The sequence below is a fragment of the Serratia sp. A07 genome, from assembly GCF_058725505.1.
The window spans coordinates 55,100-75,817 of sequence record NZ_JBZXDO010000001.1 but is presented as its reverse complement, the minus strand read 5'-3'; the positions used below and the strand labels follow the sequence as shown (position 1 = coordinate 75,817).

The following is a 20,718-nucleotide window of genomic DNA, read 5'->3' as shown; positions in this document are numbered from 1 at the left end:
CAGCTGTACAAAAAGCCCGCCTTCGAGCGGGCTTTTTCGTTTCCGTCATCCGGCGGCGATGATGATGCCGGCGTACTGGTTGCGGCCTTTGATCCCCGGATGCGTCGGATCCTGCGCGCGCCGGTGGCTGTTGCGGCGATAGCTGGTGTATTTGAAGCGCTGTGGCCGCTGTGGGTCGACGTCCGGCGTGCAGATGGTGCAGCTGCCTGCGCGGTCAACGGCGGCGAAGCCGAGCGCCGCCAGCTTGTATTCGGCAATCGCGGCCAGATCCAGATGCCGGTAATGTGGGCTGATCAGCGTGGCGGGCAGCGGCAGGCGCTGTTTAAAATTTTCCACCAGCGCTTCATCGACTTCGTAGCAGCACGGGCCGGCGGCAGGGCCGATAGAGGCCACCCAATCGGCGGTGTTGCCATCCTGGCGAATGCGCGCTGCCATCTGTTCCAGAATGCCGTCCAGTAAACCGCGCCAGCCGGCATGAGCCACAGCGATGGCGCCCCCGTCGCGGCGGCTGAACAGCACCGGCAGACAGTCCGCCGTCAGTACGCTGAGCAGAATGCCGGGCTGGCGGGTATAGAAACCATCGGCCTCGCCGCACGCCTGCGCCGGTTGCAGCACGTCGACGATACGGATGCCGTGCACCTGCTTCTTTTCCGGTAGCGTGGCGCTGTAGGGCAGCAGATGCCCGGGCAGCAGCGCGAGTTTGCTGCCGAAGCCGTGCTGAATGTGGGGCACCGCATCGAGCAGCGCGGAACGATCGCTCATAAGTTATTTTCACCTGCGTGAGAAAACAGACTCTCAGTGTAGCCAGTTGTTTCCCCGCTTGACCAGGCGTTGTTGGCGGCGAAAGCGAGCGGGGATGCGCCTTGCATCGAGCCGACGCCTTCTTTAGACTAGCCGCGCCCTGTCTTTCTGGAAGCCCATTCATGTCTTATCAATGCCCTCTGTGTCATCAACCGCTGCATTTTTCATCACAATACTGGCGTTGCGACGGCAATCATCAGTTCGATCAAGCCAAAGAAGGCTACGTCAATCTGCTGCCGGTGCAGCACAAGCGATCGAAGCAGCCGGGAGACAGCGCGGAAATGATGCAGGCACGGCGCGCGTTTCTCGACGGCGGTTATTATCAACCGCTGCAGCAGCAGGTGGCCGAGTGGCTGGATTTGGCGCTGGCGGCCGATGCTGGCGCGTTGTTGGACATAGGCTGTGGGGAAGGGTATTACACCGCCGCCGTGGCCGCACGGCTGGCGCAGGCGCGCAATATGGCGGTCTATGGGCTGGACGTCGCCAAGGTAGCGATCCGCTACGCCGCCAAACGTTATCCTGCGGTCTCGTTCTGCGTCGCCTCCAGCCACCGTCTGCCGTTCGCCGATGGGGCGCTGGATGCGGTCTTGCGCATTTATGCGCCTTGCAAGGCAGAGGAGCTGGCGCGGGTGGTGAAGCCGGGTGGCGTGGTGGTGACGGTCTCGCCGGGCCCGCGTCATCTGTACCAGTTGAAAGAGCAGGTCTACCAGCAGGTGCAGCTGCATGCCGAACAGGACGAACAGTTCGACGGTTTCGAGTGCGAGCGTAAAGAGGCGTTGGCCTATACGATGACCCTGCCGGGCGCGCAGGCCGCCAACCTGCTGCAGATGACACCGTTCGCCTGGCGTGCTACGCCGGAGGTGCAGCAGCGGCTGGCGGATGGCGGCGAGTTCGTGTGCGAAACGGATTTCGCGTTGGCGCTGTACCGACGCCGTGCTTAACAGGCGCAGTGAGCCCAGAAACAAAAAAACCTGCCGCGGCAGGTTTTTTTGCAGAGTGAGCGCCTCAGGCCAGGTAGCCGAGGTGCTCCAGCAGAATGTTGACGCCGATACCGATCAGCACCACGCCGCCGAGGATCTCGGCGCGTTTGCCCAGCAGCGGGCCGATAAAGCGGCCAATCATCATGCCCAGCGTCGCCATGATCATGGTGGCGCAGCCGATGGCCATGGCGGTATGCACGATATTCACCTGCAGGAAGGCCAGGCCGACGCCGATAGCCATCGCGTCGAGGCTGGTGGCGATAGCGGTGGCCACCAAGATCCAGAAGCCGTGGCGTTTGACCTTCTCTTCTTCATCGGGCCTGTTGCGCACCCCTTCGACGATCATGCGCATGCCGAGAATGAACAGCAGGGAGAAGGCGACCCAGTGGTCCCATTCCATGATGTATTGGCTGGCGAACAGACCGATGGCCCAACCGATGAGCGGGGTGATCGCTTCGACCACGCCGAAGATCAGGCCGGTGCGGATCGCTTCGCGGAAACGGGGTTGATGCAGGCTGGCACCTTTGCCGATCGAAGCGGCGAAAGCATCCATGGACATGCCAAAAGCGAGAATGAGTGTTGCTGAAAGGTTCATGTGAAATAGCCTCGGCCGGGTGGCTCCATATACACGTAACCCACCCCCAACCAAACGACGGAGTTACGTGTCTATGGTCTCGCCAACCTTACCTGGCTGCCCGCACCACGTTTCATACGGCGAAACGAGTATGTTGATACGGGCGTTTCTGGCGTTTTATTCTCCAGAAACCGGCTACTCCCCAATGACGGCGCAACCATACCATATTATTTCTGCCATCGACAACTTTATTCTAGAGTCATGTTCGCTCTTAATTGAGACTCGTTTTCATTAATCTAAGTTCATGCGGGAATATAATGTAGACGTGGGTAACAATGTTGCGGAAATAATAGTCAGAGTGAAAATGGCGCTGCCGATTAATTATCCACAAGCAGCGCAAGGTTTGAGCGAAAGTAAAATGAGTTTTTCTTTATCTATTGATTATCAATGAAAAAGTGGTAAATCTTCTCCAGGTCATCCAGGTGCGTCACCTGAACCAACAGCCGGCGCTGTTCCAGGTCGACGGCCAGAATGCCATCCTCCGATAAATTCATGGCTTTAATGCGGTTATATTCGACAAACACGTTCGCGAAGAAAAATCCGTGCGCTTTAAACACCATCTTGGGAGCGCGAATATAAGAAACATAGATAGCGAGCAGCGCCAAAGAAATAAGCAAATAGGTGGTTAATACCGCACCGTTGGTGGTGACGTTGCGGTAAATCAGAATGGCGATCAGGCCGACGAAAATCAGGCTGTCGAGGCGATGGCGGCGTTTGAGCGCCACTTTCAGCCGCGTTTTACCTTTCAGCAGGTCCATGCCGAATTCGTCGTACAGCGAATACAGCAACAGCAGGGCGATAAACAGCATCAGTACGGCGTCGGTCAGTGACATCTCTTGCTCCACACATAAAAAAGCCGGGGGTTGCCCCCCGGCCGATTCGAACGATTACAGGCCCAGCAGGCCAATCCAATAGCCAAAGATACCGATGACGAAGAAGCCGATGATGATCCACAGCGCATTGACTTTTTTGCGCAGCAACCACATACAGGCGAAGGTCAGCAGCAGTGGCACCAGGCCCGGCATCAGCTGGTCGAGGATGGTCTGCACCGTGGTGACGTTGGTATGCCCGGTCTGGTCGGTGATCTTGGACACCACCAGCGGGATATTCACGTGCGTCCACTTGTTGACCAAGGCGCCCATAACAAACAGGCCGAGAATGGACGCCCCTTCCGTCAGTTTTTGCAGGAAGCCGCCGCCCATGTCGTTGACGATATCCACCCCTTTACGGTAACCGTAGGCCACGCCGTAGTAGCGGGTCAGCAGGCGCACCAGGTTGAACAGCACGAAGAACAGGATCGGCCCGAGCAGGCTGCCACTCATGGCGATGCCGGCGCCGAGCGCGGCGAACACCGGCCGCACGGTGCCCCAGAAAATCGGGTCACCGACGCCCGCCAATGGCCCCATCAGACCGACCTTGATGCCGTTGATCGCACCGTCGTCGATCGGCGCGCCGTTGGCGCGTTGCTCTTCCATCGCCATGGTCACGCCGAGCACCGGCGCCGCCACGTAAGGGTGGGTGTTGAAGAACTCGAGGTGGCGCTTGATCGCCTGTTTGCGATCGTCATTGTTTTCCGGATACAGGCGACGGATCACCGGTACCATCGAGAAGCAAAAACCCAGCGCCTGCATGCGCTCGAAGTTCCACGACCCCTGGAACAGGTTGGAGCGCAGGAATACGCCGCGAATATCGGCCGGCGTGAGTTTCTTTTGAGCAGTTGTATCAACCATTTCTCTCACCTATTCCTAGTCGAGTTCGTTATCAAGATCGTTTGCATTAGCCGGGCCGGCCTGGACAACCTGAGACTTGTTGTATTTCGGGCTGAGCTGGATATACAGCACGGCCATCACCACGCCGATGACGCCGAGCGCCACCAGGTTGAAGTTGGTGAAGGCGGCGGTCACGAAACCAAGGTAGAAGAATGGCATCAGGTAGCCGGCGCGCATCATGTTAATCACCATCGCGTAACCGACCACCACGATCATGCCGCCGGCGATGTTCAGGCCGCTGGTGACCACTTCCGGGATCGAGTTGAGCAGGGCGTGTACCCCGGCGGTGCCAACCGAGATGGCGACGATGACCGCCGGAATGGCGATACGCATCGCCTGCAGCAGCAGGGCACCGATGTGGATCCAGGTGATGGCCCGCAGGCTGCCGCGCTCCGCCGCGCTGTCCGCCGCGTGCTGGAAGGCCACGGTGAGGGTACGTACGATGATGGTCAACACCTGGCCGGCCGCCGCCAGCGGAATGGCCAGGGCGATACCGGCGCCGACGCTTTGCCCGCCGGCGATGACCAGAATGGTCGAGATGATGGACGCCAGGGCGGCATCCGGCGCGACAGCCGCACCGATGTTCATCCAGCCCAGGGCGATCATTTCCAGCGTACCGCCGATAATGATGCCGGTTTTCATATCGCCGAGAATGAAGCCGATCAGGGTACAGGCGACCAGCGGACGGTGGAACTGAAACTCGTCGAGGACGGAACCCATCCCGGCGATACAGGCAACGATAAATATCAGCACAATCTGAAGAGTGGTGATCTCCATTGCACTTCTCCTATGACCAAAAAGCTCTGAGTAAAATAATCAGCGGCTGGCGCCACTAATTGAGTTTGTTAATCAGGTCCATCATTTTTAGCCGGCTGTCGGACGAGACCTTACGCACCTCCAGCTCGATACCGCGATCGTTCAGTTTCTTAAACGCTTCGATATCTTTTTCATCGACGGAAACGGCGTTGTTCACCTGGGTTTTCCCCTGGCGGAACGCCATGCCGCCGATATTGACGGATTGAATATCCACGCCGCCTTCCACCAGACGCAAGACGTCGGTCGGGTTGGTAAACAGCAGCATTACGCGGTCGTTGGCGTACTTCGGGTTGTTCCAAACGCGGATCGCCTTCGCCACGTCCACCACGTGAGCGGTGACGCCCGGCGGGGCGACCTGGGTCAGCAGGGTTTTGCGCACATGGTCGGCGGCGACTTCATCGCTGACGACGATAATGCGGCTGACGTTGGTTTCTTTGGTCCAGCGGGTGGCGACCTGGCCGTGAATCAAACGGTCATCGATGCGCGCCAGGCCGATTTTCATGTGGTCGTTCGGCCCCAGCGGCGCCTGAGGGGCAGCGGCTTTGGCGACGGGTGCTGCGGGTTTTGCGGGTTCTTCCTGCGGTTTTTTCAGCGCTTTCACGCCTTCGCGGCCGGTTTCCAACGCCAGCGCCACCAGTTCATCGAAGGCGGGGTTGTCGTCCCGCGCCATGAAGGTTTCCACCAGCATCGGAATGTTGACCCCGGTGACGACCTCATAGTTTTCTTTGTCGACCGCAATGCGGCTGGCGGCGTTGAAGGGGCTGCCGCCCCAGGTATCCACCAGGAACAGCACGCCGCCGCTGGTATCCAACCCACTGATTTTTTCGTTGTACTTGACGATTAACGTTTCGGCATTCTCACCGGGAACGAAGTCTATAAAGGCGACGTTGTCCTGCTCGCCCAATAGCATCTCCGCCGTTTTCAGCAGTTGTTCCGCTGCAGCCCCGTGTGTGCCGATGATAATAGCTATTGCCACTCGCTACCTCCTCGTTGAACTCCAGGCGCGGTTTGTGTCGTTTCTCCGCGCCGTCTTGGCAGTCACTTCCGCGGTTCAGATACATTATGGTAGAAAAAAAGAAACGCACGCCTAACATTTCTCACGCAGTTTCAAATGCCTGTGCGTGATACTTCACGAACGCGACATTTATTTTAGTGAGTGAAAAAATATTTTTTGTGACGCTGCTCCGTTATTGAATGCTCGGAGAAATCTTAGCTGTCGCAGATGATACGGCGCGGCGCCATGCTAAACCGCCGTTGAAAAAGCCGCTTTGTCCCCCAGAAAAATCCTGATACAGTAATTTCCTCTTTCATCACTAAGGAGTGAAGGGCCTCAGCCCTCCCTATGGACTGTCACCGAAGTTACTGTTTTTCCAGGTTTCACCCGCCACCTGCTGGCGTTGCATATGCTGTTCGGCCCTTCGGCCATCTCCCGGTAACCCCATCCCGTCACTTTGCTATTGTCGACTGCGCCCATGCAGCGGCGGCATCGTCACGTCTGAGCGGCGTGCGCGCATTCCCACTTTTCTCTGGAGTCTGATATGGAATTTTTAATGGACCCCTCTATTTGGGCGGGGTTGCTTACGTTGGTGGTGCTGGAAATCGTGCTGGGCATCGACAACCTGGTGTTCATCGCCATTTTGGCCGACAAACTGCCGCCGAAGCAGCGCGATAAGGCGCGCATCATCGGCCTGTCGCTGGCGTTGCTGATGCGTTTGGGCCTGCTGTCGGTGATCTCCTGGATGGTAACCCTGACTACGCCGCTGTTCAGCGTCGGCGATTTCAGCTTCTCCGGCCGCGATTTGATCCTGCTGTTCGGCGGGGTGTTCCTGCTGTTCAAGGCGACCATGGAGCTGCACGAACGGCTGGAAGGGCAGACGCACCAGGACGGCGCCAACCGCGGTTACGCCAAGTTCTGGGCGGTGGTGGTGCAGATCGTGATCCTTGACGCGGTGTTTTCGCTCGATGCGGTGATTACCGCCGTGGGTATGGTGAACGATCTGCCGGTGATGATGGCGGCGGTGGTGATCGCGATGGCGGTGATGCTGTTGGCGTCGAAGCCGTTGACCAACTTCGTCAACGCGCACCCGACCATCGTGGTGCTGTGCCTGAGCTTCCTGTTGATGATCGGTTTGAGCCTGATCGCCGAAGGCTTCGGCTTGCACATTCCTAAAGGCTACCTGTATGCGGCTATCGGCTTCTCGATCCTGATTGAATTGTTCAACCAGATCGCGCGTCGCAACTTCATCAAGCATCAAGCGCGTCGCCCGATGCGCGAGCGCACCGCGGAAGCGATCATGCGCCTGATGGGGCAGCAGCGTACACAGCAGACGGACGATGCGGTTGCCTTGCCGAGGGATGAAACCTTTGCGGCGGAAGAGCGCTATATGATCAGCGGCGTGTTGACGCTGGCCTCGCGTTCATTGCGCAGCGTGATGACGCCGCGCACCGACATTTCCTGGGTCGACTGCGAGCGCTCCCGCGAGGAGGTACGCGCACAGCTGCTGGATACGCCGCACAGCCTGTTCCCGGTGTGTCGTGATTCGGTGGATGAGATCGTCGGCGTGGTACGCGCCAAGGATCTGCTGGTGGCGCTGGAGCAGGGTGAAGACATCGCCGAGTTCGCCGCCCGCACGCCGCCGATCGTGGTGCCGGAAACCGTGGACGTCATCAAGCTGCTGGCGGTGCTGCGTCGCGCCAAAGGGCGTCTGGTGGTGGTCACCAATGAGTTCGGCGTCGTGCAGGGGCTGGTGACGCCGCTGGACGTGCTGGAAGCGATTGCCGGTGAATTCCCGGACGAGGACGAAACGCCGGACATCGTGGCGGAAGGCGACGGCTGGCTGGTGAAGGGCGGAACCGATCTGCACTCGCTGGAACAGGCGCTGGCCTGCGATGATCTGGTCAGCCCCACCGCCGACTACGCCACCCTGGCGGGGCTGCTGTTGGCCCACTACGGGCAGATGCCGGTGGCGGGAGATACCATCGAGCTGAACCACCTGCGTTTCGATATCGTTGAGGTGTCCGAATACCGTATCGAACTGGTGCGCGTTACCCGCGTCGCCCTGGACGATCCGGCGCACGCGTAACCCTCCCGCCGGGGGCTCAGGCCTCCGGCGGTTCCTCTTCCGCTTTCCTGACGCGCGATTCGTACTGCTGCAACCACAGCGGGAAAACATGAATCGGCATCGGCTTGGCGAAATAATACCCCTGCAGGGCATTGACCTCGCGTGAGCGCAGATAGTCGGCCTGTTCCTCCGTTTCCACCCCCTCTGCCACCAGTTTCAGCTTCAGGCGCTGCGCCAGCGTAATGATGGTGTCGGTCACCGTGGCGTTGACCGCATCGGTGCCGATGGCGGCGGTAAACCCGCGATCGATCTTCAAGACGTCCGGACTGAGGTTTTTCAGGTAGCTCAGCGAGCTGTGGCCGGTGCCGAAATCGTCGATGGCCAGCATGATCCCCATGTCTTTCAGCGTGCGGATCTGGTCATACTGGATCGCCGACAGCGCGGTGCGTTCGGTCAGCTCCAGCATCAATGAGGGCATCGGGTGCGCCGGCAGCCAAATCTGGCGGATATCGTCGATGATGTTGAGCGTTTTAAAGTGCTCGGCGGCGACGTTGATGCTGATGTAGAAGGACGGTCGTGGCGGGAACAGCTGCAGATTTTCCGTCACGGTGTTCATCAGATAGCGAGTGAGCGGAATGATGAGCTCATGCTGCTCGGCCAGCGGAATAAACACGTCAGGCGAGATCCATCCTTGTCGCTTCTTTTTCCAACGCAGCAGCATCTCGACGCCGGCGCAGCGCCCGGTGTCGCTGTGGATGATAGGCTGACAGTAGACGCGGAACTCCCGATGAGTGATGGCATGGCCGATGTGGTAAGACAGGCTCATGCGGTTGGCGGTGAGCAGATAGACCACATAGGCCGCCAGCAGGCTGATCAACAGCGCCAGCGGGATATGGCGCGGCAATGCGGACAGCGCCAGCATGCCGATCTGTGGGCCGAACAGTGAAATCGAGAACGGGTACAGCGCGGAGCCGGCGGTGTAGCGCAGGTCGTTGGTCAGGGTGTCGCGGCTCAGGATTTCGCGGCGGCCATATTCCAGGCTGCTGTCGTCCACGTTCAGGACCACTCGCTGAACGTAAGGCTCTTGCGGTTCGAGTAAAAAGTTGGACAGCAGCTCGATATTGAATACGTGCAGCACGCCGCTGGTTTTATCACGGGGGGATGGCGTCCACATCACCAGCGTGGGCAGGCCTTTGCTGACCGCCAGAGAGGGGCGCAGCGCCAGCCTGGCGTTGCTGTCGACGAAGGTGGGCATCACCGCGGCCAGCTGATAATGACGGGCGCCAAACAGGCTGGAGCAGTAAATAACACCGTTTTTCACCAGCAACATCGCGCGTAGCGCCTGATTTTGCGCGGCGCGAAAGCGCAGGGTCGATGAAACGTTTTCGCAGGGTTGGTCCAGCATGTCCATACTGCGTTCCGCCTGCATCTGCGCTGGCGTCAGCAATTGGTTGATCTTGCCGACGGTGCGGGTAGCCAACGTCTGCTGGCTCTGCTCGATGCTTTTGACCTCTTGATAGTAACGGGTATACAGCGATACCAACAGAATAGCCACGCCCACCGCTCCGGCCAGCAGCCAACGGTAGTAACGATATCGGGACGCGGCGAGGTGGGTCATCAACATCCGGTAAATCCTTGTTCGGTAATCCAGCTCCGAGTCACAGTCAGGCCATAGATCCTTAAGTTGCGCTCGGCTAATTCTAGCCTGAGGTTATACAAGATTGATGGTAACTCAGTAAATTATTTCAGTATGGTAAAACAGAAGGCCAATTTGCAGGCTAACCGCCCGATCGATGAGAAAAATGCAGGATATTTTCTGGTGACATTGTCACTAAAAGCGGTCAATGAATTGATTACCCATAAAAAACCCCGCCAGGCGGCGGGGTTGTCTGTCAGTCGCATTGCACCTTGATCGCCAGGCCGCCGCGTGACGTTTCGCGGTACTTGGCGTTCATGTCTTTGCCGGTTTCGTACATGGTCTCGATCACCTTATCCAGCGAAACGCGTGGCTCGCTGGTGCGGCGCAGGGCCATGCGGGCGGCGTTGATCGCCTTGACCGAAGCGATGGCGTTGCGCTCGATGCACGGCACCTGTACCTGGCCGGCGACCGGGTCGCAGGTCAGACCCAGGTTGTGTTCCATGCCGATCTCCGCCGCCACGCACACCTGTTCAGGGCTGCCGCCCAGCAGCTCGGCCAGACCGGCCGCCGCCATGGAGCAGGCCACGCCGACTTCACCCTGGCAGCCAACTTCGGCGCCGGAAATGGAAGCGTTCATCTTGTACAGCGCGCCGATGGCGCCTGCCGCCATAAAGTAGCGGATATAGATATCCGGGCTGACGGATTCGATGAAGTGATCGTAGTAAGCCAGCACCGCAGGCACGATGCCGCAGGCGCCGTTGGTCGGCGCGGTGACCACGCGGCCGCCGGCGGCGTTTTCTTCGTTCACCGCCAGCGCGAACATGTTGACCCAGTCGATTACGTTCATCGGATCGTTGGACAGTTTGTCCGACGCCACCAGCATGCGGCGCAGCGCGGAGGCACGGCGCGGCACGCGCAGCGGCCCCGGCAGCACGCCTTCGGTGTTCAGACCGCGATCGATACAGGCACGCATGGTTTGCCAGACGTTACCGAAGTAGGTGTCGATCTCTTGCTTGCTGTGCAGCGCCAGCTCGTTCTGCATCACCATGCCGGACAGCGACAGGCCGGTCTCGCGGCAGTGGTCGAGCATTTCGCGCGCGGAGTTGAACGGATAAGGCATTTTCAGCTCTTGCTCGCCGGCCTTGCCGAAGTTCTCCTCATCGACGATGAAGCCGCCGCCGATGGAGTAGTAGGTCTTGCTGTACACTTCTTTCTCGCCGGCGAAGGCGTGGATCTGCATGCCGTTCTCATGCAGCGGCAGGTTGTCGCTGCGGAAGACCATGCCGCCGTCGCGCGGGAAATCGACTTCATGCAGGCCGTTGGCCAGCATCAGGCGTTGACGTTGTTCTACATCGCGAATAAAACCCGGAATGCTATCGATATCGACGGTGTCCGGCATATTGCCGGCCAGGCCGAGAATGATGGCGATATCGGTATGGTGACCTTTACCGGTCAATGAGAGTGAGCCGTAAACGTCTACGGCAACACGCGTGATAGAAGGCATCAGGCCTTTATTTACCAGATCGTCGACAAACTGTTTGCCGGCTTTCATCGGTCCAACCGTATGAGAGCTGGACGGGCCGATGCCGATCTTAAACATGTCGAAAACGCTAATCACGCTAAAACTCCTTAAAGAGACGTATTGTTATGGCTGCGGCGGTTAAAAACCGCGCAGGGAACAGCGATATTGTAAAAGGGCCGTGCGGGTTCGGCTGCCTTTTTCGCATGAAATTAAATAATCCGTGGTGTCGCTTTTTTTGCTGATTACCCGGGGCGAACCCTTAAGCGGGGTATCCGCTTTCGCCTAAGCTCCATTAGCGGTAATCGCGCCAGCTTTCCGTGCTGAACGCCGCCGGCTTAATCCCTGTTTCTACAGTGGTTTATCTCGGACGGTGGTATTTTACAGGTATTTCGTAAGGTTTAAGAGAGGGTTTACAGTTTTTTTAAAACCATTCAATCGGAACGGTAGTTGAAAAAGCGATCAAATGAAGTGATTTCGATCGCTTTACCTGCAGCGGACGTCGACGGCCATGCCAGATTGCGAGTCAGATCACGCAATGCGGGTCAAATACTGACCTGCTGCGCCAGGCGGCGAATAATGGCGGCGGTCAGCCCCCAGATAAACTGGCTGTGATACCAGGAGAGGTAAATGCGGTGCGTGTGGCCTGCGCGATGGATATCCAGCGGGTAGTAACGCGACAGGGTCAGCGCTTCCCGCAGGGGCATCTCGAACACGTCCGCCACTTCGCCCTCGTTGGCGTGGAACTGCACGTCCGGCGGGATGAGGCCGACGATGGGCGTGACCTGAAATCCGGTGCTGCTGTCGAGCGGCGCCATTTGGCCGAGGACGGTTACCGCGTGTGGCGGTATCGCCACTTCTTCCTGCGCTTCCCGCAGCGCCGTGACGATCGCCGACCCGTCTTCGGCATCGGTTTTCCCGCCGGGGAAGGCCACCTGGCCGGCATGTTTACGCAGCGAATCGGCACGGCGGGTCAACAGCAAGGTGGGCTCGGCGCGGCAAACGATCGGGATCAGCACCGCCGCCGGGCGCACATTGTGCGAGATCTGCGCCGCCTGCGGTAACTGCAGTTGAAAACGGCTGATAAAGGCGTGCAGTGAGGCCGGTGAATTCGATGGGATCACGACAGGGAGTACTCCCCAAGCTGCGGCAGAATACGACCAACCTTGTCGAAGGTTTCCTGGTATTCCGCCTGTTCCTGGCTGTCTGCCACGATGCCGCCGCCGGCGGAGCAGTGGATGCGGCCGTTTTCGGTGACGAGCGTGCGGATGGTGATGTTGGTGTCCATGGTGCCGCAGGCGCTAAGGTAACCGATGCTGCCGCAATAGGCGTTGCGACGCTGCGGCTCCAGCTCTTCGATGATTTCCATCGCTCGCACCTTGGGCGCGCCGGTGATCGAACCGCCGGGGAAGCAGGCGCGCAGCAGCTCGGTGGCCGAGGTCTGCTCCGGCAGGGTGGCGGTAATGGTGCTCACCAGGTGATGTACCGCCGGGAACGGCTCCACGACGAACAGTTCCGGCACCCGTACGCTGCCGGGCTGGGCGACGCGGCCGATATCGTTGCGCAGCAGATCGACGATCATCAGATTTTCAGCGCGGTCCTTGGGCGAATCGGCCAAACGGCGAGCCTGTGCGGCGTCTTGTTCTGCGTCCGCCAGCCGCGGCAGCGTGCCCTTGATCGGGCGGGTTTGGATACGCTGCTGCTCCAGCCAGAGGAAGCGCTCGGGAGAGACGCTCAGCACGCTGTTGTGCGGCAGCCGCAGGAAGGCTGAGAACGGCGCACGGTTGCAGGCGCTCAGTCGGCAAAACGCCTGCCATTCGTCCCCCTGGTAGTCGGCGGAGAATCGCTGTGCCAGATTAATCTGGTAACAGTCGCCGCTGCGCAGGTAGTGCTGAACACGTTGGAACTTCTCGCCGTATTGCCGCCGCGTCATATTGGCATGCCAGCCGCTACGCAGCGTGAAAGGGCGCTCCGCCGGCGCGGTTTGGCGAGTGAGCCAGCGCCAGCGCTGCTCCACATCGCCATAGCTGAGCAGCGTCAGGGTTTGCAATTGGTGGTCGGCGATCGCTGCCCAGTCGTAAATGCCCACCGCCATGTCCGGCAACGCGAGGTCGGCTTCGGCCAACTGCGGCAAGGTTTCCACCCGGCGCCCAAGATCGTAGCCGAACAGTCCCAGGGCACCGCCCTGAAACGGCAGATCCGGGTTAAAGGCCGGCTGCCAACCTTGCTCTGCCAACTGCTGCTGCAGCAGGGAAAACGGATCTTCCTTCGACTGAGTAGTGACGCCGTCACTTTCAATTACCGTGTCGGGGCCACGCGTGGTGAGCGTAACGCGCGGCTGTGCGACCAGAATATCGAAGCGGTTATGCGAGTGATCGGCAAAGCCCGAATGCAGCAACATCGCCCAGGGCTGTGCTGAAAGCGGGGCGAAAAGCGTCATCAGGGCACTGCGGCTATAGGGCAAAGACTTTATGTTTGGGGCGGTTACGCTCATGAACGTCAAAAAACCTGGCTGTGAAGACGGCAATGTCTGGGCGTTAGTGTGCCATAGACGGCTACGGCATGCATGTTTTGCCATGCGAGACATGCAGCACAGTTCACATAAACGCCAGTTCAATAAACCTGAAATAAGGCATTTTTTGCGCCATTCATTATACTTCGGTATGTTAAAAATTTAACGTCAAATAAACTGGAATCCTGCTTTATCGAGGGCGCAAGACCCGAGAAATATAAAAACGATTCGTTAATTTTATTAATTTATTGTTACCCATGGTTATTAACTGGGTGATGCGGGAAAGTTTTGCCTGTGTTTTGTCGCGCGGGCCACTCTGTGAAATGGATTCCTGATTCGACACTGTTTTTCTTGCTGAAAGCATGAAAAGACAAAACAAGATAAATCTTATTTAGCCTGTTGCGGAAATCTGAGCGCCTTAGGCCTATTTATCCCCTCTGGCGCTGAATGGATTGATATTTTTAAAAAAATAAAATTATTATTTTGTTACATTATCATTGAAGAGCCGCCTATGTCGTTAATGCTGAGCGTCATCGTCCCGATGCACAATGCGGGAGAATTATTAGAGCCTTTCCTGGCTTCGTTGCTGGCCCAACGCGAACAACGCCTGGAGGTGATCATCGTCAACGATGGTTCTACCGACGGTTCAGGAGAGACCGCGCACCGTTACGCGGCGGCGCATCCGCATATTCGGGTCATCGATCAGGCCAACGCCGGCGTTTCTAACGCGCGTAATGCCGGGCTCGCCGTGGCCCGGGGAAAATACGTGGCGTTTCCCGATGCCGACGATCTGCTGGCGCCGAACATGTATTCCACGCTGCTGGAGCAGGCGGAGCTCCACCAATTAGACGTGATGCAATGCAATGGCGAGCGCTATTTCGCCAGTGAAGACGAATTACAGCCGATTTTTCCCGAGGCACGTTTACAGACCACCGACGTTATCACCGGCGTACAGTGGTTCGAACGTGCATTGAAATCGAGAAAATTTATTCACGTTGTATGGTTGGCAATATATCGCCTCGATTTTATCCGCCGGCATCGGCTTTATTTTGAACCGGGATTACATCATCAGGATATTCCCTGGACGACCGAGGTCATGTTTAATGCCCAACGGGTCAAATATTTAAGTACGCCGCTGTACCGTCAACGGGTACACGACAAGTCGATCAGCAATCGTCGCCGCACCGGCAAAGCAAACGTGGATTATCAACGCCACTATATGAAAATCGTCGAAATGCTGGAGCGGCTCAATCTGCGCTATGCAAGCAGCATTGCCATTCGTCCGGCTTTTCATTGGCAAATCACCCGTGAAGCGTTGGGCATTTGCCACAGCATTCGCCGTGAGCCGGATCCGGTCGCCCAGAATCAGATTACCGAAGAGTTTTATCAGCGCGGCATCGACAGAGCAATGTTCGCCAACGCGCGCGGCGTGAAGCAGGGGTGGCATGTCATGCTGTGGCGGCATCGCCTGAAGCAGTGGCGCAGCGATAACGGCTGCTCGCAAGTGGCCTGAGGCACAAGACGTTGGGATCCGTCGCGTTAGCGCGTATACTCCTTCTCCCTTTTGCCGGAGAGAACGACACATGCATGCAGGTATGCCATTACTGAGTCACGCGGAGCAGCAGGAAGCGGCGGATCGCATCCATCAACTGATGGAGCAGGGCATGAGCAGCGGTGAAGCCATTGCTCGCGTTGCGCAGGAAATTCGTGAGAAGCATCAGGGCGCTCAGGTTGCGGTACTGTTCGATGACGATGATGAAGACGAGCAGCATGATGCCGCACCGGAGGCGTCGCGGGATGACGATGCTGAAGAAGACGAAGACTATTGATGTTATCGGGGCCGCGCAAGCGGCCCCGTCAGTTTCAGCCGTTGACCGCCACGGCGGCGGCGGCTTGTTTCGCCAGCTCCACCGCCTGTTCCGTCGTGCTCGCCGTTGCCAGCGCTACGCCCAGACGACGTTGCCCGGCGATCTCCGGTTTGCCGAACAGGCGCAGCTGGTTGTGCCCGCACAGCGCATTTTCCAATCCGCTGAAACGCACATCGCTGCTGGTGAGCTGCGGCAGGATCACTGCCGAAGCGGAAGGGCCGAACTGGCGGATGGCGCCGATCGGCAACCCGAGAAAAGCGCGAACGTGCAGGGCGAACTCGGACAGATCCTGTGAAATCAACGTGACCATGCCGGTATCGTGCGGGCGCGGTGACACCTCGCTGAAGATCACTTCGTCGCCACAGACGAACAGCTCCACGCCGAACAGCCCGAAGCCGCCCAAGGCTTTCACCACTTTCTCCGCGATAGCCTGGGCCCGGCTCAGCGCCGTCGCCGACATCAGTTGCGGCTGCCAGGATTCGCGATAGTCCCCATCCTCCTGACGATGGCCGATCGGCTCGCAGAAGTGCACGCCGTCCACGGCGCTGATGGTCAGCAACGTAATTTCAAAATCGAATCTTACCAGCCCTTCGACGATCACCCGGCCGCCGCCGGCGCGGCCGCCCTGTTGGGCGTAATCCCAGGCGCTTTGCAGTTGTTCAGGCGTGCGGATCAGGCTTTGCCCCTTGCCGGAAGAGCTCATTACCGGTTTGACGATGCACGGATAGCCGATGTGTTCGACCGCCTGCCGGAAAGTCGCCTCGCTGTCGGCAAAGCGATAGCTGGAGGTGGGCAGGCCAAGCTCTTCCGCCGCCAGGCGGCGGATGCCTTCACGGTTCATCGTCAGGCGGGTGGCTTCGGCGCAGGGCACTACGCGGTGGCCCTGGCGTTCAAGTTCGACCAGCATGGCGGTGGCGATCGCTTCGATTTCGGGAACGATATAGTCCGGCCGCTCTTGTTCGATAACGGCTTTCAGCGCGTCACCGTCCAGCATATTGATGACGTGGCTGCGGTGCGCCACATGCATGGCGGGGGCGTCGGGATAGCGATCGACGGCGATCACTTCCAGACCGAGGCGCTGGCATTCAATGGCGACTTCTTTACCCAGCTCCCCGGAGCCGAGCAACATAACGCGGGTGGCGGAAGGGCGCAGGGCGGTTCCAATCGTTAACATAGTTTCGTACCTGGATCGGTGAAAGTAAGCGGATTGATGATCGGCGGGCAGTATATACGAAAACGATTGCGTGCGCAGCCGCCGCGCCAAGTTTGTTGCTAACTGACTGTTTTTATAACAAGCAGAAATATTTGCCCTGCATGGGCGATTGTGCGTTAATAAGCGACGGCGAAAGAAGGCCTACATATAGCAAGGTTTTCGCGTCTCGTGCCGTCAAGGCAGGTTTATCAAGTAAAGGAAACACAAATGAGCAAGATCACTGGTCACGTTAAATGGTTCAACGAAAGCAAAGGTTTCGGCTTCATCACGCCTGCCGACGGCTCTAAAGACGTTTTCGTTCATTTTTCCGCTATCGTTAGCGATGGTTTCAAGACCCTGGCTGAAGGCCAGCAGGTTGAGTTCTCCATCCAGGACAGCCAACGTGGCCCAGCCGCAGCCAACGTCGTTGCTATTTAACGACTGAGCCGCCAAGAAACCCGCCGCCGGCGGGTTTTTTTATGCCCGCTGCCCGTAACGCCGCCCATCTCTGTTATCATTTACCGCTGATTCGGCGCCAGCCTGCGGGCGCGCCGCCATTCCATTCGTCATATAAGAGTTATCGCCGTGAGCACAGTTTCTTTTTCTTCCCTGCCGCTGCCAGCCGAACAGTTGGCCAACCTCAACGAACTGGGGTACGCCAAAATGACGCCGGTGCAGGCCGCCGCGTTGCCCGCCATCCTGCAAGGGCGAGACGTGCGCGCCAAGGCGAAAACCGGTAGCGGTAAAACGGCGGCGTTCGGCATTGGTTTGCTGAATAACATCGTCGTTGCTCAGGTTGCCACGCAGGCGCTGGTGCTCTGTCCTACCCGCGAGCTGGCCGATCAGGTGAGCAAAGAACTGCGCCGCCTGGCGCGCTTCACGCAGAACATCAAAATCCTGACGCTGTGCGGCGGCCAACCGATGGGGCCACAGCTCGATTCGCTGGTGCACGCGCCGCATATCGTGGTGGGAACGCCGGGCCGCATCCAGGAACACCTGCGCAAGAAAACGCTGCTGCTGGACGAGCTGAAGGTGCTGGTGCTGGATGAGGCCGACCGTATGCTGGACATGGGCTTCGCCGACGACATCGACGATGTGATCAGCTACACGCCGCCGCAGCGTCAGACGCTGCTGTTTTCCGCTACCTACCCGGCGGGTATCGAACGCATCAGCGAGCGCGTTCAGCGTCAGCCGCTGAGCGTCGAAGTGGACGATGACGAAGCGCAGACCGCCATCGAACAACGTTTCTATGAGACCACGCGCGATCAGCGGCCGGCGCTGCTGGTGTCGGCCATTCGTTATCATCAACCCGCGTCCTGCGTGGTGTTCTGCAATACCAAACGCGATTGCCAAACGGTGCTTGAGGCCCTGGAGGCCCGTGGTATCAGCGCACTGGCGCTGCATGGCGATCTGGAGCAGCGCGACCGCGACCAGGTGTTGGTGCGTTTTGCCAACCGCAGTTGCCGGGTGTTGGTAGCGACCGACGTCGCCGCTCGCGGGCTGGATATCAAAGAGCTGGAGCTGGTGGTTAACTACGAACTGGCGTTCGATCCTGAAGTGCATGTGCACCGTATCGGTCGTACCGGCCGCGCCGGCATGAGCGGGCTGGCGATCAGCCTGTGCACGCCGCAGGAAATGGCGCGGGCGCACGCGATTGAAGACTACCTGCAGATGACCATTGCCTGGGCGCCGGTGTCCGAGCTGAGCGGGGCCGCCAACGGTTCGCTGGAGGCGGAGATGGTGACGCTGTGCATCGATGGCGGCCGTAAGGCGAAGATCCGCCCCGGCGATATCCTTGGCGCGCTGACCGGCGATGCCGGACTGACGGCGGCGGAAGTGGGCAAGATCGACATGTTCCCGGTGCATGCCTACGTCGCGATCCGTAAAGCCAGCGCGCGCAAGGCGCTGCAGCAGCTGCAACAGGGAAAAATCAAAGGCAAGAGCTGCAAGGTGCGGCTGCTGAAATAAGCCGAAGGCGGGTGGCGGTTTGCCTTCCCGCCGCTATCTATTTATACTGTATATAATTACAGTTATTTGAGTATTTGAGGACGCACGCATGGCGGTTGAAGTTAAATATGTGGTGGTGAGAAACGGTGAGGAAAAAATGACTTTCGCGAGCAAGAAAGAAGCCGACGCCTACGACAAAATGCTGGATTTGGCGGATAACCTCGGAGAGTGGCTGCAACAGGCGCCGCTGAACCTGGACGACGAACAGCGCGAAGGGCTGAGCTTCTTCCTGGCAGAGAATAAGGACGCACTGGGTCTGATTCTGCGCGGCGCATCACCGGCGGAAACCGGCAAAAAACCGACGGAAGCGAAAGCGAAAAAAACGGTCTCTAACTCAAAAGAGGGATCTGCGTCAGAAAAGCAAGCGGCATAATGACTTATGTTGCGGTGTTGTGATGAAAAAGGATCTAAAATGAGCCGTGAAATAACTTTCTTCAGCCGCTTTGAGCAAGACATTCTGGCCGGGCGCAAAACCATCACCATTCGGGATGCCAGTGAGTCGCACTTCGAACCGGGCGAGGTATTGCGCGTAAGCCGCAATGAAGACGGCGTATTTTTCTGCTTTATCGAAGTGCTGTCGGTAACGCCGGTGCGCCTGGATGCGCTGACCGAACGCCACGCACAGCAGGAGAACATGTCGCTGAGCGAGCTGAAGCAGGTGATCAAGGAAATCTATCCGGGCCTGGATGCGCTGTTTGTCATCGAGTTCGTCAAACGGTAACTCTTTGCCGAAACCCTGTTGTGAGCCAGGGATGGGCGCCCGGATAGCGCTAATCACAACGGGAGGACATATGAAAAAAACGGGTTTGGCTATCGCCTTGTTGGCCATGATGGGAGCATCGACTGCGGTGTGGGCGCAGGATCAAGAGCAACGCACCGCCAAGGTGGGGCAGTGTGCCGGTCTGCAGCCGGCGGATATTGCCGCTCAGGTCAAGCGTGATTTCTTGCAGAACCGCATCACGCGCTGGGAGGCGGACAAAAAGCTGCTGGGCACCGCAACCCCGATCGCCTGGGTCAGCCCGGATGCCATCACCGGCAAGGATCAGGTGTGGCAGGTGCCGCTGACGGTGCGGGGTACCAAGATGGATAAAACCTACAACGTGACGCTCAACTGCAACACCGGCGAGATTGCCTACAGCGCGCCGCAGTAATACTTTCCCGCAATAAAAGCCCGCCGCTCGGCGGGCTTGATACATCAAGACGCGGTCAGTCGCTAAACGGGATCACCAACTCACCCGGTTTCACTTCCAATCCCTTCGCCAGTTTTTTCGCCAGCGCTTCGGTTTTGCTGTTGTCAGGATTCAGCACATAAGCCGGCTTTTGGTCGAAGTAAGATTTCAGCGACTGGTTCAGGTATGGCGTCAGCGCTTTCATTACCGTCTGCATTTTTTCCGGCTGCACGCTGTAATCGGTCAACTCCATATCCTTCAGGTAAATGGCGCCCTGTGCACGGTCGTAAACCGGCTGTGCTTTCAGCGTCAGCTTCAGGTCCGCCGCCTGCGGGCCGAGAATCGACGTGATGTTGACCTTGGCGTCGCCGGAAAGGGTGACTTTACCCGGCTCGCTGCGGCCGATCTGGCTTTGCAGCTGCGTCAGCACGATGTTGGCGTCCACCAGGCCGGGCACGCCGATCTGCTTCTGATAATCATTGTGTTTCTGCAGGTAATCATTCACTTCCTGCTCGCTCAGGGTGTATTGGGTCAGTTGATTGCAACCGGCCAATACGCCGGCGAACAGCAGGGCGGCTGCGCCCATCAGGATCTTCTTCATTAATGCCTCATTGCGACTGCTGGCGAAAAGTGCTGCAGATAATTGATTAATCATTATAAACGTTCCGCCTGCGCGTGAAAACGGCAGGTGGCGATGTGCAGAGGATAGTGCGCGCAAAAGCGGGCAAGACCTATCGGATAACGCCGAAA

At 58.4% G+C, this 20,718-nt stretch carries 21 protein-coding genes and 1 riboswitch; of the genes, 9 read left to right on the top strand and 12 right to left on the bottom strand.

Annotated features, from left to right (window positions below):
* Window positions 1-45: 45 nt before the first annotated feature.
* Window positions 46-762: a purine nucleoside phosphorylase YfiH/LACC1 family protein gene (locus AC4PR2_RS00390; protein ID WP_330112840.1), complete on the bottom strand. Its 717-nt coding sequence runs from the start codon at window positions 760-762 to the stop codon at window positions 46-48.
* Window positions 763-923: 161 nt separating this feature from the next.
* Between AC4PR2_RS00390 and rlmA the strand changes: the two genes are divergently transcribed.
* Window positions 924-1,742 carry a 23S rRNA (guanine(745)-N(1))-methyltransferase gene (gene rlmA, locus AC4PR2_RS00385; protein ID WP_330112839.1) on the top strand — a complete coding sequence of 273 codons (819 nt, stop codon included), beginning with the start codon at window positions 924-926 and terminating at the stop codon, window positions 1,740-1,742.
* 64 nt (window positions 1,743-1,806) lie between these two features.
* On the opposite strand, the gene mntP is transcribed toward rlmA, so the two are convergent.
* From mntP to manX, 5 genes are all read right to left on the bottom strand, one after another.
* Window positions 1,807-2,376 (bottom strand): manganese efflux pump MntP, encoded by a 570-nt coding sequence (mntP, locus tag AC4PR2_RS00380; protein WP_004927615.1) that lies wholly within the window; start codon window positions 2,374-2,376, stop codon window positions 1,807-1,809.
* 11 nt (window positions 2,377-2,387) lie between these two features.
* Window positions 2,388-2,571, bottom strand: a riboswitch (yybP-ykoY riboswitch).
* Window positions 2,572-2,789: 218 nt separating this feature from the next.
* Window positions 2,790-3,248 carry a DUF986 family protein gene (locus AC4PR2_RS00375; RefSeq protein ID WP_070914699.1) on the bottom strand — a complete coding sequence of 153 codons (459 nt, stop codon included), beginning with the start codon at window positions 3,246-3,248 and terminating at the stop codon, window positions 2,790-2,792.
* A 54-nt stretch (window positions 3,249-3,302) separates the two neighbouring features.
* The gene (locus AC4PR2_RS00370) at window positions 3,303-4,145 is read right to left on the bottom strand and encodes a PTS mannose transporter subunit IID (protein WP_033634889.1); all 843 of its coding nucleotides are present in this window, start codon (window positions 4,143-4,145) and stop codon (window positions 3,303-3,305) included.
* A 15-nt stretch (window positions 4,146-4,160) separates the two neighbouring features.
* Window positions 4,161-4,961 carry a PTS mannose/fructose/sorbose transporter subunit IIC gene (locus AC4PR2_RS00365; RefSeq protein ID WP_033634888.1) on the bottom strand — a complete coding sequence of 267 codons (801 nt, stop codon included), beginning with the start codon at window positions 4,959-4,961 and terminating at the stop codon, window positions 4,161-4,163.
* Between the two features lie 55 nt (window positions 4,962-5,016).
* Complete coding sequence (gene manX / locus AC4PR2_RS00360) at window positions 5,017-5,976, bottom strand: PTS mannose transporter subunit IIAB (protein WP_033654424.1); 960 nt, start codon at window positions 5,974-5,976, stop codon at window positions 5,017-5,019.
* A 562-nt stretch (window positions 5,977-6,538) separates the two neighbouring features.
* Here manX and AC4PR2_RS00355 point away from each other — a divergent pair.
* Window positions 6,539-8,083 carry a TerC family protein gene (locus AC4PR2_RS00355; protein WP_492174795.1) on the top strand — a complete coding sequence of 515 codons (1,545 nt, stop codon included), beginning with the start codon at window positions 6,539-6,541 and terminating at the stop codon, window positions 8,081-8,083.
* A gap of 16 nt (window positions 8,084-8,099) precedes the next feature.
* On the opposite strand, the gene AC4PR2_RS00350 is transcribed toward AC4PR2_RS00355, so the two are convergent.
* The 4 genes from AC4PR2_RS00350 to pabB form a co-directional block, all read right to left on the bottom strand.
* Complete coding sequence (locus AC4PR2_RS00350; protein WP_060439765.1) at window positions 8,100-9,686, bottom strand: EAL domain-containing protein; 1,587 nt, start codon at window positions 9,684-9,686, stop codon at window positions 8,100-8,102.
* Window positions 9,687-9,954: 268 nt separating this feature from the next.
* Entirely contained in the window at window positions 9,955-11,319 is a 1,365-nt protein-coding gene (gene sdaA / locus AC4PR2_RS00345; protein WP_060423975.1) for an L-serine ammonia-lyase, read from the bottom strand.
* A gap of 446 nt (window positions 11,320-11,765) precedes the next feature.
* Complete coding sequence (locus AC4PR2_RS00340; RefSeq protein ID WP_060439766.1) at window positions 11,766-12,344, bottom strand: CoA pyrophosphatase; 579 nt, start codon at window positions 12,342-12,344, stop codon at window positions 11,766-11,768.
* Window positions 12,341-13,714, bottom strand: a complete 1,374-nt coding sequence (pabB, locus tag AC4PR2_RS00335) for an aminodeoxychorismate synthase component 1 (protein ID WP_159318112.1) — start codon at window positions 13,712-13,714, stop codon at window positions 12,341-12,343. Before pabB ends, AC4PR2_RS00340 begins: the two co-directional genes overlap by 4 nt.
* A gap of 529 nt (window positions 13,715-14,243) precedes the next feature.
* Between pabB and AC4PR2_RS00330 the strand changes: the two genes are divergently transcribed.
* Both AC4PR2_RS00330 and AC4PR2_RS00325 read left to right on the top strand, forming a co-directional pair.
* Window positions 14,244-15,245 (top strand): glycosyltransferase, encoded by a 1,002-nt coding sequence (locus tag AC4PR2_RS00330; RefSeq protein ID WP_060439767.1) that lies wholly within the window; start codon window positions 14,244-14,246, stop codon window positions 15,243-15,245.
* Between the two features lie 70 nt (window positions 15,246-15,315).
* Window positions 15,316-15,561, top strand: a complete 246-nt coding sequence (locus AC4PR2_RS00325) for a YoaH family protein (RefSeq protein WP_049202444.1) — start codon at window positions 15,316-15,318, stop codon at window positions 15,559-15,561.
* Between the two features lie 34 nt (window positions 15,562-15,595).
* Here the strand turns inward: AC4PR2_RS00325 and purT are convergent, their stop codons facing one another.
* Window positions 15,596-16,774 carry a formate-dependent phosphoribosylglycinamide formyltransferase gene (gene purT, locus AC4PR2_RS00320; RefSeq protein WP_089186073.1) on the bottom strand — a complete coding sequence of 393 codons (1,179 nt, stop codon included), beginning with the start codon at window positions 16,772-16,774 and terminating at the stop codon, window positions 15,596-15,598.
* A gap of 246 nt (window positions 16,775-17,020) precedes the next feature.
* Between purT and cspE the strand changes: the two genes are divergently transcribed.
* The 5 genes from cspE to yebF all read left to right on the top strand — a co-directional run bounded on the left by cspE (window position 17,021) and on the right by yebF (window position 19,950).
* Complete coding sequence (cspE, locus tag AC4PR2_RS00315) at window positions 17,021-17,230, top strand: transcription antiterminator/RNA stability regulator CspE (RefSeq protein ID WP_004927572.1); 210 nt, start codon at window positions 17,021-17,023, stop codon at window positions 17,228-17,230.
* A gap of 147 nt (window positions 17,231-17,377) precedes the next feature.
* Complete coding sequence (dbpA, locus tag AC4PR2_RS00310; protein ID WP_060423966.1) at window positions 17,378-18,760, top strand: ATP-dependent RNA helicase DbpA; 1,383 nt, start codon at window positions 17,378-17,380, stop codon at window positions 18,758-18,760.
* Window positions 18,761-18,848: 88 nt separating this feature from the next.
* Window positions 18,849-19,172: a YebG family protein gene (locus tag AC4PR2_RS00305; RefSeq protein WP_060423963.1), complete on the top strand. Its 324-nt coding sequence runs from the start codon at window positions 18,849-18,851 to the stop codon at window positions 19,170-19,172.
* Window positions 19,173-19,211: 39 nt separating this feature from the next.
* A complete protein-coding gene (gene yqfB, locus AC4PR2_RS00300) occupies window positions 19,212-19,520 on the top strand; it encodes a N(4)-acetylcytidine aminohydrolase (RefSeq protein WP_060423960.1) in 309 nt (102 codons plus the stop codon).
* 70 nt (window positions 19,521-19,590) lie between these two features.
* Window positions 19,591-19,950 carry a protein YebF gene (gene yebF / locus AC4PR2_RS00295; RefSeq protein ID WP_060423958.1) on the top strand — a complete coding sequence of 120 codons (360 nt, stop codon included), beginning with the start codon at window positions 19,591-19,593 and terminating at the stop codon, window positions 19,948-19,950.
* Between the two features lie 55 nt (window positions 19,951-20,005).
* Here yebF and AC4PR2_RS00290 read toward each other — a convergent pair whose 3' ends face one another.
* A complete protein-coding gene (locus AC4PR2_RS00290) occupies window positions 20,006-20,569 on the bottom strand; it encodes a lipoprotein (protein ID WP_004927555.1) in 564 nt (187 codons plus the stop codon).
* Window positions 20,570-20,718 lie beyond the last annotated feature (149 nt).